Raw genomic sequence first — 12920 nt, 5'->3', positions numbered from 1 at the left:
GATACCTGGAGGTCGCGATGCTTCGCTATACCGTCATTTTCTTCGTCATCGCCATCGTTGCCGCGGTGCTCGGCTTCTCCGGCATCGCCGGCGCGGCCAGCAACATCGCCTGGATCTTGTTCGTCGTCTTTCTCATTCTCGCGGTCGTTTCGTTCTTCCGCGGGCGCCGGGTCTGATCGTCCGTCCGGATGCAGGCGCAGCTTTATAGCGGACGAATGAGGATATTGCGGTAGGCGACTTCGTCGCCGTGATCCTGCAGGCCGATGACGCCGCTGCGCGTAGCGGCGAACTCGGGCCAATCCTTGAACTTGCTTTGCGCCAGGCGCGCTTTCCAGTCGGCCGAGCCGAGCCGGTAGGCGACCACCTTGACCCCGTTCAACCAGTGCTCGACGTCCGCGCCGCGCACGCGGATGCGGGCCTGGTTCCATTCGCCGGCCGGCCTGGCGACCAGCGCGCTCGGCGGATACAGGTCGTAGGCGGCCGCGGCCCAGCGCTTGCGCCCGTTGCCCGCATCCGGATGGCGCTGGTCGTCGAGTACCTGGTATTCGATCGCGCTGCGGTAGATCGGCGCCTGGGTTTCCGCGGCGCGATAGAAGATGCCGCTGTTGCCGCCGGGGGCGATCTTCCACTCGAGGCGCAGCTCGAAGTCGCCGTAGACGCGATCGCTGACCAGATCGCCGCCGGGCCCGCTGCGCACGATCGCACCGTCGACCACGCGCCAGCCGCGAATCGGCTGGCCGCGTTGGCCGTACGGATGCCAGCCGTCGAGGCTGCGGCCGTCGAACAAACGCACGAAGCCTGCGTCGTGTCCGGTCTTCCACGGAGTCTTAGCCGTCGCTGATGTTGCCTCGGGCGTGGCCGCCGACGCCGGCAGCGCCGGCCAAAGGACGAGGACCAGGGCGAGGGCGGTGGAAGGCAGTTTCGGCATGATGATCAGGTCCGGTCGTTGCAGGTCGCTGGCGCGCGGCAGTGTCGCTTATTCGCCGGCGTCGCCGCAGCTGCGCCGTCCACACCGGTGATCCGGGCTCAGGTTTCGAGGTTGGACATGCTCGTCTTCCATGCGCGCGGCGACAGCCCGGTCGAGGCCTTGAACGCGCGCGAGAGCGCGGCTTCGCTGCCGTAGCCGACGTCCATCGCGATGGTCTTCAACGCGCGGCCGCCGAGCAGGGCCTGCTGGGCCAGGCCGACCCGCCATTGCTGCAGATAGGTGCCGGGCGTGCAGCCGACGCTGTCGCGGAAGGCGTTGGCGAACACGCTGCGCGACATGCCGGCGCGCGCGGCCAGGCTGTCGAGAGTCCAGTCGTGCTCGGGCGCCTCATGAATCGCGACCACGGCGTGCCGCAGTTGCGGATGCGACAGCCCGGCCAACATGCCGACGCGGGTGCGGCCGCTCTCCATCAGATGACGCAGCACCTGGATCAGCACGACTTCGAACAAGCGGTTGACCAAGGCCAGGCGGCCGCAACGGCGTTCGAAGGCCTCCTCGAACAACAGGGCCAGCACCGTCTCGCTGCCGTCGAGTTCGTCGAGCCCGATGCAGACGAAGGCCGGCAGGGCGGTGGCGATCGGATTGGCCGCGCCGCCTTCGAACTGCAGGTTGGCGCAGGCCAGGTCGGCGCCGCGCTCGGCATCGGTGATGAAGCGATGCGCCAGCGGGCGAGGGTAGAGCAGCAGGCTCGGTCGTTCGATACGCAGCCCGGGCTCGCCCTCGTGGACGACTTCGATGGGGCCGCTGCGCACCAAGTGCAACTGGCCGGCGCCGTGCTCGGGGGTGAGGTCGTTGATGCCGCACAGGGCGCCGGCCTGGAACAGCCGGGCGGTGGCGGAGAAGCGTTCGAGCAGGGCCTCGAGGCGGTCGGTCATGAAAATACGATCGGTAAAGTTTTGCGGACTATACGTTACGTGGGGTCCCGCCTGGGCCGGCAAAGTATCTCCCACGGGCCAGACGCCCGCCACTCAACCGGAGACCGCCATGACCACCCTGCAACGTTCGTTCGCCCTGTCCCTGCTCAGCTTCGGCATCGCCGCCTCGGCCCAGGCCGCCGGCCCCGCCGTCGCCGCCGCCGCATCGACCCAATCGGCTGCCGCGCTGCGCCAGTCGTCCAACGTCATCGTCACCCAGGACGGCGTCCAGCTCTACTACAAGGATTGGGGCCCGAAGGACGGCAAGGTGGTCGCCTTCAGCCACGGCTGGCCGCTGAGCTCGGACAGTTGGGAATCGCAGATGCTGTTCCTGGCCGAGCACGGCTACCGGGTGATCGCCCACGACCGCCGCGGCCACGGCCGCTCCAGCCAGCCCTGGGACGGCAACGACATGGACCATTACGCCGCCGACCTCAAGGCGGTGCTCGACACCCTCGACGTCCGCGATGCGGTGCTGGTCGGCTTCTCCACCGGCGGCGGCGAAGTCGCCCGCTACCTCGGCCGCTACGGCAGCGAGCGGGTGCGCAAGGCGGTATTGGTCAGCGCGGTGCCGCCGCTGATGCTGAAAACCGCGGCCAACCCGGGCGGCCTGCCGATCGAAGTGTTCGACGGCCTGCGCAAGGCCTCGCGCGAGAACCGCGCGCAGCTGTACCTCGACATCGCTTCGGGCCCGTTCTACGGCTACAACCGCCCCGGCGCCAAGCCCTCGCCCGGCCTGATCGAATCGTTCCGCTCGCAGGGCATGCAGGCCGGCCACAAGAACACCTACGACTCGATCGCCGCGTTCTCGGCGACCGACTTCACCGAAGACCTCAAGCGCATCGACGTGCCGGTGCTGGTGATCCACGGCGACGACGACCAGATCGTGCCGATCGACGCCCCGGCGCACGCCGCGGCGCGGCTGATCAAGAACGCCAAATTGATCGTCTACCCGGGGGCGCCGCACGGTCTGCCGGATTCGCACAAGGACCGGCTCGACCGCGACCTGCTGGAGTTCGTCGGCAAGTGATCGACGGCGCTCGCCGATAGTCGTCGGCGAGCGGCAGCAGCACAAGGCCCCGGGTCGAACCCGGGGCCTTGTGTGTTTCGCGGAAGCGAAACCGCAGCGGGGAAGGCGGTCCGCAAGCGGCTGGCGTCCGTAGGCGGAACACGCGCCGCGACCATGGCCGATCTGTGTTTTTTGTCGGTTCTGTTCGCTGACGAATCGCAGAAAAATTCGGGGAACTTCTCGTTGGCAAAGAGACGCGGAACGAGTGCCGAGGTGGACCGGCCGCCTTTCTCGGTTTGGCAGCGGCAGCCGCCGGCGGCGCATGGCGACGCGTCGCCTTGTGCATGGTGCTGCGTTGCGCGAGGGCCGCCGCCCGGTACGTCGTCGTAGCGAGTCGTCGTCGATCGCGGTCGCCGGGCGCTGCCGCATCGCTCGTGCGTTGCCGCTTCGCGGCTCGGTGCATCGCCGGCCTCGGAGCCGCTTCGTCGGCCGAAACCGTGACGCGACTCGCCAAGCCGGAAATCCGCGTCCGGGAATTTTTCGAAACTGGAGGATGCCCGGCGCGTTTCCGGATTTTTCCATTGGGCGCACGCCGTGGACGGCGGCACCCTGATGCCGCGATTACCGCACCAGGGAGAGAACATGAAACAAGCATCCATCGCCCCGCGCAGCGGCCAGCCGAGTCTGCGGCTGCTGCTGACGCGCGCCGTCTTATTGGCCGGCGGCTCGCTCGCCCTGGCCGGTTGTCCGCAGCAACAGGCCGCCGCGCCCGAGGCCGCGGTCCCAGTGGAAAGTGTTGCGCCCGCCGCCGCACTGGCGGTCGGTTCAGCGCCGCTCGCGTCGCCGCAGGCCGCCGCAAGCGTCGGTCCGGGTTCGACGGTCGCAGCGACGGCGACCGGCGCGCTGGTCGCGTCGTGCACGCAGGTGCAGCAGTACGAAGTCACCTTCGTGCTGGACCGCGCCTATCCCTGCGGTCAGTTCGCCAACGGCGACTACTGGGTCGCGCCGACCGCCGACAGCCTCGGCAAGGTCAAGGTGCTGTCGATCTCGCCGGCCTTCTCGGGCGGCCGCAACGGCTTCGAGGTCAACCCGACCCAGGTCGAGCGCCAGGGCTTCGACTCGCGCGCCAGCAACTACCTCCGCACCCTCGTGCCGGTGTTGCCGTACTCGGCCTCGCCGAACCAATCCATCGTCAAGGCGAAATCGCTCGCCACCTTCAACAAGACCGCGCTCGATACCGCGGTAGTGCTGACGGTGTTGGCCGCGCCTCCGGCCGATGGCGGCAGCACTTCGTTCCGTCCGCCGTACTTCGGCCGCAACAAGCCGCTGTACTCGACCAACCGCTTGCGCCTGGACCGCCTGCCCTCGCTCGCGCCGCTGGCGTCGGCGCCGGCCCTGAGCGCGCTGGCGGCGAAATACCAGCGCGTGCAGTTGGATCATCAGCTGCACTGGAGCGCCGACGAGATCCATCCGCTCAAGAACATGCCGGACTACGGCGCCTCGATCGCGATCAACTTCGCCGAGGCCTCGCTGCGCCTGATGGTCGACGGCGATGCGGCCGAACGCCGCAGGCTGGCGATTGTGATGGTGCAGTACGGCATCGACCTCGATGCCGCGATGCAGGGCGGGCTGCATTTCAATGCCGACGGCGGCCACCGCCACGGCCGCAAATTGGTGTTGGCGCTGTCGGCGCTGCTGCTCGACGACCCGGCGATGGCGGCGCGCGTGCGCGACTTCCAGCAAGGCACCTTCCAGGAAGACGGCCAGCTGTATGTCGGTGCCGGCTCCGGGCAGGTGCTGTTCGGCGGCTTGTGCTCGGCCGAGGATTACTGGGACAACCAGATCACCGGCGGCAACTCGCGCGATTGCCGCGACCCTTACGGCTACATCGACGGTGGCCAGGAACCCGGCGCCTACTATCAGATGTGCTGCACGGCCAAGGGCTTCAAGGCGGCCGCGTTGGCGTTGCGGTTGATGCCGTCGCTGCGCTGCATCTGGACCGACGACCGCATCCTGCGCTACGCCGACCGCTGGGTCGCGCACGGCGCCTGGACCCAGCCCGACCCCTACCGGCCGCGCGGCAGCGGTGCGCTCGACACCGACCCGAGCGACGGCATCGGTCGCTGGCCGGCCCTGCACGGCGCCGCCCGCGACGCCGGCTATTACGGCAGCGCCTTCGCCGACGCGATGTGGACCGCCTACCGCGCCCAGGCCAGCGATAGCTATAGCTGCCCGTGATCCGTAGGTCCGCTCGCTGCGATAACAGCAAAGGCCCGCCATGCGGGCCTTTGCTTTGGACGGCAATGATGCGAGATCACTCGCTCGGCGAGGCATATCCGTCGAGATTGCTGACGATGTTCATGCACTTGCCGGTCGCGTCGCAGGCGGCGTGGGCGATGTTCTTGTCGTTGCAGTTGCCGTAAGTCCTGGTGGTCTGGCTGGTCGCCGGCAGGTTGCCGTTGGCCACCGGCAGATAGAACACCGAGGATTGCGCGCCGATCACGTTGCACGAGGGCAACTGGTTCGCGCCCTGGCTGTATTCCTCGACGAAACTGACGGTCTGGCTCTTGAAGCCGCTCCAGGTGGCGGGGATATGGATGGTGGCGACGGTGATGCTCTCGCCGGTCATCAGGTCGGTGACCACGCCGGTGACTTTGGTCGAGGCGCGGATCACGTCGACCTTGTACTTGTGGCCGGGTTTCCAGTTCCACTTGATCTGGCACTGCACGCCGCTGCCTTCGTGGGAGAAGTGGCCGCAGCTGGCGCGGCTCGAGGCGTCCCAACCGCTCGCCAGCCAGATCGAGAAGTTGAGCCAGCGTTGGCCGCTGCGGTTCTGCAGGCCGATGTAGCCGCCGTCGCCGCCGTGGAACCAGAACTGGTTGGCCCAGTAATAGTTCGAACGCGAACCGCCGTCGTGGTTGACCTGATCGTAGAAGGTCAACTGGTGGTAGCCGGCGGTGGTCGCCGGCCAGTGCGCGTCGGTGCTGACGATCCCACCCACGACCACGGCTTGCGCGGTCGGCCCGATCAACATGCCTGCGGCGATCAGCCCGGTCAGAGCTAGCTTCTTCATTGCGGTTCCTCTTGCGGATGGGGCCGATCCGCGATTGCGGACCGGCGCACGGCCTGTCGGGTGCAGCGCGAACCTAGTCCCGGACGCGGCGAAGCGAAACATCCGATATCGTTGTCATCGGCGACTGCGACGGTCGCCGATCACGCTATCGACGATTGCTTCGCGATCCGCGCCGCAAGCGATGACGAGCGCATCGCGAACCGAGCGCGACGACGGCGGATCTCGGCGTCGTCGTCCTGTTGGCGCGGCGTTGTGCCGGCAGGCGGCCCCGTCGTTGAAAGACAACGGTGTCTTGAGTGGCGATGGCCGCCGAATCGGCATCGCCATGCCTCGGCCGGCGTGGCGACAGCCGCCGACCGGTACCTGGCGACGCCCTGTGGCAGCGCGGACTGCACCGTCGGCACCGATGCAGCCGCTGCGCGCGGACAAGGGCCTGCCGCGAGCCGGCCCGGCCGATTCGGTACAGCCGCGCGCTCCCCAGTCCGGGCCCGAGCGGGTATCTTCACCGCCCTGCTTCGTTCCCGATGCTCCAATCCGTGCCTATGGCCAAGAAACAGCTCCGCCGCGACGCCGGCTTCGACGCTTTCGTCCGTGTCCGCGGCGCGCGCGAGCACAACCTCAAGGACATCGACGTCGACATCCCGCGCGATGCGCTGGTGGTGTTTTCCGGCGTGTCGGGTTCGGGCAAGTCCTCGCTCGCCTTCGGCACCCTGTATGCCGAAGCGCAGCGGCGTTACCTGGAATCGCTGTCGCCGTATGCGCGGCGCCTGATCGACCAGGTCGGCGTGCCCGACGTCGACGCGATCGAAGGCCTGCCGCCGGCGGTGGCCCTGCAGCAGCAACGCGGCAGCCCGAACGTACGCTCGACGGTCGGCAGCGTGACCACCTTGTCGAGCCTATTGCGCATGCTGTATTCGCGCGCCGGCAGTTATCCGGCGAAGCAGCCGATGCTGTACGCCGAGGATTTCTCGCCGAACACCCCGCAGGGCGCCTGCCCGAACTGCCACGGCTTGGGCTATGTCTATGAAGTGACCGAGCAATCGATGGTGCCGGACCCCTCGCTGAGCATCCGCGAGCGCGCGATCGCGTCGTGGCCGCCGGCCTGGCACGGCCAGAACCTGCGCGACATCCTGGTCACCCTGGGCTACGACATCGACAAGCCCTGGCGCGAGCTGCCGAAGAAGGATCGCGAATGGATCCTGTTCACCGAAGAGCAGCCCTCGGTGCCGGTGTACGCCGGCTTCAGCGTCGCCGAAACCCGCGCCGCGCTGCGCCGCAAGACCGAGCCCAGCTACATGGGCACCTACATGGGCGCACGCAAATACGTGCTGCACACCTTCGCCACCACCCAGAGCGCGCTGATGAAGAAGCGCGTGTCGCGCTACATGATCGGCGCGCAGTGCCCGCTCTGCGACGGCCGGCGTCTGAAACGCGAAGCCCTGTCGGTGAGCTTCGCGGGGTTGGACATCGGCAGCCTGTCGCAGCTGTCTCTGGATCGGATCGCCGAGGTGCTGCGGCCCGCGGCGGAAGGCCGCTTCCAGGCGCCGGCCGGCGGCGCCACCCGTAGCCGCGCCGCCGGCCGCAGCGCCGAGGCCAAGCGCATCGCCGCCGGCGGGCTGGCGCACGCCGGCAGTTCCGATGTACGGCGCACGCCGAACCTGTCCGAGGAAAAACGCATCGCCGCGCAGCGCATCGCCCATGACCTGGTCGAGCGCATCGGCACCTTGCAGGCGCTCGGGCTCGGCTATCTGGCGATGGACCGGGCGACGCCGAGCCTGTCGCCGGGCGAACTGCAGCGCCTGCGCCTGGCCACCCAGATCCGATCCAATCTGTTCGGCGTGGTCTACGTGCTCGACGAGCCTTCGGCGGGCCTGCATCCGGCCGACAGCGAAGCTTTGCACCGAGCGCTGGACCAACTCAAGGCCGCCGGCAACACGGTGTTCGTGGTCGAGCACGACCTGGACACCCTGCGCCGCGCCGACTGGCTGGTCGACGTCGGCCCGGGCGCCGGGCAGCACGGCGGACGCATCCTCTACAGCGGCCCGCCGGAAGGATTGCGCGCGGTAGAAGCCTCGCGCACCCGGCCGTACCTGTTCGATCTCGTCGCCGCCGCGCCGCGCCCGCCGCGAAAACCCTCGGGCTGGCTCGAACTGCGCGGCCTGCATCGCAACAACCTGCACGGCCTCGATGCGCGCTTTCCGCTGGGTGCGTTCACTGCGGTCACCGGCGTGTCGGGTTCGGGCAAGTCGAGCCTGGTCAGCCAGGCCCTCGTCGAACTGGTCGGCGAACACCTCGGCCACGAACCGGTGGTCGAAGAGAGCGACAGCGATGCACCGCAGCCCGGCCCGATCGCGCGCGCCTCCGGGCGCCTGCAAGCCGGCGCCGATGCGATCAAGCGCCTGGTCAACGTCGACCAGAAGCCGATCGGCCGCACCCCGCGTTCGAACCTGGCCACCTACACCGGCCTGTTCGACCACGTGCGCAAGCTGTTCGCCGCGACCGCGATGGCGAAGACGCGCCGCTATAACGCCGGGCGGTTCTCCTTCAACGTCGCCCAGGGCCGCTGCGACACCTGCGAGGGCGAAGGCTTCGTCCAGGTCGAACTGTTGTTCATGCCGACCGTATACGCACCGTGCCCGACCTGCCACGGCAGTCGCTACAACGCCAAGACCCTCGAAGTCGTATGGAACGGCCGCAACATCGCCGAAGTGCTGGCGATGACGGTCGACGAAGCGCTCGCATTTTTCGACGGCGAAGCGGCGATACGCCGCTCGCTGAGCCTGCTCAGCGAGATCGGCCTGGGCTACCTGCGCCTGGGCCAGCCGGCGACCGAACTGTCCGGCGGCGAAGCCCAGCGCATCAAACTGGCGACCGAGCTGCAGCGTAGCCAGCACGGCGACACCTTGTACGTACTCGACGAGCCGACCACCGGCCTGCATGCGGCCGATGTCGACAAACTGATGGCGCAATTGCACGGCCTGGTCGAGGCCGGCAACACGGTGGTGGTGGTCGAACACGAAATGCGCGTCGTGGCCGGTGCCGACTGGGTGATCGACATCGGACCCGGCGCGGGCGAGCAGGGTGGGCAGATCGTCGCCAGCGGCACGCCGCAGCAGGTGGCGCGCGCGAAGAATAGCCGCACTGCGCCGTATTTGCGGGGGGTGTTGGGGTGATTGACGGTCGGGGCGTTCGCACCCGGCTTGTGTAGGAGCGGCGTGAGCCGCGACCGCGAAACTCCGAATGCCCCGCGCCCCCTGCCGCAGATTCGCGGTCGCGGTTTGCGCCGCTCCTACCCCGGCGATAGCGCACCACTTCGATGGATGGCATAGGCATTGATGTCTCTGCGCGTTCCGCGGTCGCGACTCACGTCGCTCCTACAGGGATGGTGACGTCGCACGAGCCAGTTGTTTGCGATTGCGCCTTTGCTTTGGCTGTGCGCCGCCTCGCACTCGCGAAGCCCATCGAAGACCCGGAGGGCGGCCCGCAGGGATGCGGGCCGTTTTTCATCGGGACAGGGAGGTAGCGTATGTAGATCCCCGCGGATGCACCGCTCGCGCGGGCCCTTGATTCAAAGAAAAGCGACTTCTTCGGTTACTTTTCTTTTGTTGCTTTAGACAAAAGAAAAGTAACCCGCCGCTTTAGTGGCGGAAGTTTTGGGTTTGATCTTGATCTGAATCTTTCTGGATCCATACGCCGCAGGACCGTAACGGCGCGGTCGCGGCTTGCGCCGCTCCTGCCCCGGCGGAAGCACACAGCTTCGATGGGCGACACAAGCATTGAAGTGTCGGCGCGTCCCGCGGTCGCGACTCACGTGGCCCCTACAAAGAGCCCCGACGGCGAGGCGAGATCGAATCATGACGGTCGCGGCTTGCGCCGCTCCTACCCTGGCTGAGGGCACGCCGCTTCCGCGAACGACTATGGCCCCGTCATCTCTGCGTCCGGTGGTCGCGACTCATGTCGCTCCTATGGGGGGGAGACGCTGGCCTAACCACTAGACGACCGGTCTAATTGCAGTTATCGTGCCGTCCATGAACGCTGCCTCAGCCTCCATCGACGTCCGACGGCACATCCTCGAGGTGGCCCATCCGCTGTTCCTGCGCAAGGGCTTCACCGCGGTCGGGCTGTCGGAGGTGCTGGCCGCGGCGCAGGTGCCGAAGGGCTCGTTCTATCACTACTTCGGGTCCAAGGAGGCTTTCGGCGAGGCCGTGCTCGAGGTCTATTTCGCCGAATACCTGGGGCGGATGGACGCTCTGCTGGCCCAGCCGGGCACCGGAGCGCAGCGGGTGATCGCTTTCTTCGAGGACTGGCTCGACTCGCAGACCGGAGAGGAAAGCCAAAGCCGCTGCCCGGTGGTCAAGCTCGGCGCCGAGGTCTGCGACCTGTCGGAAAGCATGCGCGCGGCGCTGGCGCGGGGCACGCGCGGAGTCGTCGATCGCCTGGCCCAGTGCATCGAAGCCGGGCGCCTGGACGGCTCGCTCTCCCGCCTCGCGGACACATCGGACTCGCAGGCGACCGCGGTCGCGCTCTACCAGAACTGGCTCGGCGCCAGCCTGCTGGCCAAGATCGCCCGCGACCGCAGCAGTCTCGACATGGCCATGGCCGGCACGCGAGAGCGGCTGGGCCTGGCCGAAGTCGCCTGAGGGACACCTGGGGCGGGAACGCGCCTGCGTTCCCGCCTTTGTTTTGCCTGTTTTATAGACGACCGGTCTATTTGCCTGTAGGTCTGGCCCGCCTTCCACACCGGCGCGGCACCGCCGGTGCCGCGATCCAACTCAACCGCTCGAGGAATGCCCTCATGCCGCAACGCGATACCGTCAACCGCCGCATCGTTCTGGTGAACCGCCCGGGCGGCCTGCCGACGCCGCAGGACGTCCGCCTCGAAGAGACCGCCGTGCCGGTGCCCGACGAAGGCCAGGTGCTGCTGCGCACCCTGTACCTGTCGCTCGACCCCTACATGCGCAACCTGATGGACGAGGCCGGGACCAGTTACGCGCCGCCGGTGGCGCTGGGTGCGCCGATGGTGGGCGGCACGGTCAGCCGCGTCGCCGCGTCGCGCCATCCGCAGTTCCGGGTCGGCGAGGTGGTGCTCGGCAATGCCGGCTGGCAGGACTACGCCTTGTCCGACGGCAAGGACCTGCAGGCGCTCGGCGAAATGGCGCAGCCGTCGCTCGCCCTCGGCGGACTCGGCATGCCGGCCTTCACCGCATACGTCGGCCTGCTCGACATCGGCCAGCCGCAAGCCGGCGAAACCGTGGTCGTGGCCGCGGCGACCGGCGCGGTCGGTTCGGTGGTCGGGCAGATCGCCAAGCTCAAGGGCGCGCGCGTGGTCGGCATCGCCGGCGGCGCCGACAAATGCCGCCACGCGGTCGAGGAACTCGGCTTCGACGTCTGTCTGGACCGCCACGACCCGCAGTTGGCCGAGCGGCTCGCCGCGGCCTGCCCGGACGGGATCGACGTGTACTTCGAGAACGTCGGCGGTGCGGTGTTCGATGCGGTGCTGCCGCTGCTCAACATCGGCGCGCGCGTGCCGGTCTGCGGCGTGATCGCGCACTACAACGGCGGCGTGCACGCACACGGCCCCGACCGGCTGGCGCAGACGATGACCGCGGTGCTGCAAAGGCGCATCCGCATGCAGGGCTTCATCATCCTCGACCACTACGGCGAGCGCTTCGAGACCTTCAGTCGCGAGATGGGCCAGTGGGTCGCCGAGGGCCGGGTGAAGTTGCACGAAGACGTGGTCGACGGCCTGGAGAACGCGCCGACGGCGTTCATCGGCTTGCTCGAAGGGCAGAACCTCGGCAAGCGCGTGGTGCGCGTCGCCGCAGCCTGAAACCAGGCCCGGCCCGGACCGCGATGGCCCGGGCCGGGCATGGATGTCAATCGGCGCCGGGCCGTTGCGCGATCGCGTACACCGCCTGCACCACTTTCGCCATGCGCGCGTAGTCGAGCTTGTCGTAGGTGTCGCTGGCCTGGTGGTAAGTGTCGCTGCGCAGGAAGGCGGTGTCGCTGACCATGAAGGCCGGATAGCCCTCGTGCCAATAGCTCATGTGATCGGAGAAGTCGATGCCCTGCAGCAGCGGCGGGGCATTGATCGAATGCACCGGCAGGTCGCTGGCGCCGGCCATGATCGCCTTGAGCCGGCGCAAGGCGCCGAAGTCGCTCAGCCTGCCGACCAGGATCACGAAGTCGCCGCGGTCCGGATACAGGTGCCCCATGCCGAGCAGCGGATAGCGCTGGCTGCCGGGGCGGTCGCTGAAGCGGCCGATCATTTCCAGCGACAGCATGAATTCCACCTCGCGGCCGCCGGCCTTGAGCGCGCGCGCATGCCAGGCGCTGCCCATGTGCCCGGTGCGGAAGTGCGGCGGTTCTTCCAGCGTATAGGCGACCAGCTCGACCGCGTGCGCGGGCGGCTTGCGGCCGAGCAGGCGCGCCAGCTCGAGCAGGCCGGCGACGCCGCTGGCGTTGTCGTCGGCGCCCGGGGTGTGGGTGCGCGGCGAATAGCCGCGCGCGTCGTCGGTGTCGATGCCGACGTCGGCGAAGGAGTCGTAGTGCGCGCCGATCACCCGCACCGGTCCGGTGTCGGGGCCGAAACGCACGATCACGTTGCGGTAGCGGCTCTCTTCCACCGCCACGTCCTGGTAGGACACCCGGCCGCCGCTGCGGGCGAATTCGTCGTGGATGAAGCGCGCGGCGCGCTCGATGTTGTCGAACTGGTCGTAGCTGCGCGGGTACAGATCCACCGACAGATGTCTGACGTCGGCCTTCAGCCGGGCCGCGTCGACGGCGACGGGCGGCGAGGGCAGGGGACTGACGAAGGGTTGCACCACGGCGGCGACGGTGGCGACGGCGATCGAGGCGAGCACCGCGAGGAGCAGGAGAAAACGACGCAACAGCATGGGGCGACGACCTTGTCTGCGGGACGGCCAGGACGCGGCC

Annotated in this window: 10 protein-coding genes; 6 read left to right on the top strand and 4 right to left on the bottom strand. The window is 68.3% G+C overall.

Annotated features, from left to right (window positions below):
- The first annotated feature begins 17 nt into the window (after nt 1-17).
- On the top strand, nt 18-176 hold the full coding sequence (locus tag AC6CH2_RS06415) for a DUF1328 domain-containing protein (protein WP_498268477.1): 159 nt from the start codon (nt 18-20) through the stop codon (nt 174-176).
- A gap of 26 nt (nt 177-202) precedes the next feature.
- Here AC6CH2_RS06415 and AC6CH2_RS06410 read toward each other — a convergent pair whose 3' ends face one another.
- Together AC6CH2_RS06410 and AC6CH2_RS06405 are read right to left on the bottom strand one after the other, a co-directional pair.
- Complete coding sequence (locus AC6CH2_RS06410; protein WP_498268476.1) at nt 203-928, bottom strand: 3-keto-disaccharide hydrolase; 726 nt, start codon at nt 926-928, stop codon at nt 203-205.
- Nucleotides 929-1026: 98 nt separating this feature from the next.
- A complete protein-coding gene (locus tag AC6CH2_RS06405; RefSeq protein ID WP_498268475.1) occupies nt 1027-1863 on the bottom strand; it encodes a cupin domain-containing protein in 837 nt (278 codons plus the stop codon).
- A 109-nt stretch (nt 1864-1972) separates the two neighbouring features.
- Between AC6CH2_RS06405 and AC6CH2_RS06400 the strand changes: the two genes are divergently transcribed.
- Together AC6CH2_RS06400 and AC6CH2_RS06395 are read left to right on the top strand one after the other, a co-directional pair.
- Nucleotides 1973-2932, top strand: a complete 960-nt coding sequence (locus AC6CH2_RS06400; protein ID WP_498268474.1) for an alpha/beta fold hydrolase — start codon at nt 1973-1975, stop codon at nt 2930-2932.
- Nucleotides 2933-3553: 621 nt separating this feature from the next.
- Nucleotides 3554-5149: a hypothetical protein gene (locus tag AC6CH2_RS06395; protein ID WP_498268473.1), complete on the top strand. Its 1596-nt coding sequence runs from the start codon at nt 3554-3556 to the stop codon at nt 5147-5149.
- A 76-nt stretch (nt 5150-5225) separates the two neighbouring features.
- On the opposite strand, the gene AC6CH2_RS06390 is transcribed toward AC6CH2_RS06395, so the two are convergent.
- Nucleotides 5226-5984 (bottom strand): DUF3472 domain-containing protein, encoded by a 759-nt coding sequence (locus AC6CH2_RS06390; RefSeq protein ID WP_498268472.1) that lies wholly within the window; start codon nt 5982-5984, stop codon nt 5226-5228.
- A 542-nt stretch (nt 5985-6526) separates the two neighbouring features.
- Here AC6CH2_RS06390 and AC6CH2_RS06385 point away from each other — a divergent pair.
- The 3 genes from AC6CH2_RS06385 to curA all read left to right on the top strand — a co-directional run bounded on the left by AC6CH2_RS06385 (nt 6527) and on the right by curA (nt 11814).
- Nucleotides 6527-9157 carry an excinuclease ABC subunit UvrA gene (locus AC6CH2_RS06385; RefSeq protein ID WP_498268471.1) on the top strand — a complete coding sequence of 877 codons (2631 nt, stop codon included), beginning with the start codon at nt 6527-6529 and terminating at the stop codon, nt 9155-9157.
- An 855-nt stretch (nt 9158-10012) separates the two neighbouring features.
- Complete coding sequence (locus AC6CH2_RS06380; RefSeq protein WP_498268470.1) at nt 10013-10624, top strand: TetR/AcrR family transcriptional regulator; 612 nt, start codon at nt 10013-10015, stop codon at nt 10622-10624.
- 155 nt (nt 10625-10779) lie between these two features.
- On the top strand, nt 10780-11814 hold the full coding sequence (gene curA / locus AC6CH2_RS06375; RefSeq protein WP_498268469.1) for an NADPH-dependent curcumin/dihydrocurcumin reductase: 1035 nt from the start codon (nt 10780-10782) through the stop codon (nt 11812-11814).
- 46 nt (nt 11815-11860) lie between these two features.
- Here the strand turns inward: curA and AC6CH2_RS06370 are convergent, their stop codons facing one another.
- Nucleotides 11861-12880, bottom strand: a complete 1020-nt coding sequence (locus AC6CH2_RS06370; RefSeq protein ID WP_498268468.1) for a M28 family peptidase — start codon at nt 12878-12880, stop codon at nt 11861-11863.
- Between the last annotated feature and the right edge of the window lie 40 nt (nt 12881-12920).

Source organism: Lysobacter sp. GQ73 (assembly GCF_059758755.1).
The sequence above is the reverse complement of the archived record's forward strand: the minus strand, read 5'-3'. Positions and strand labels throughout refer to the sequence as shown.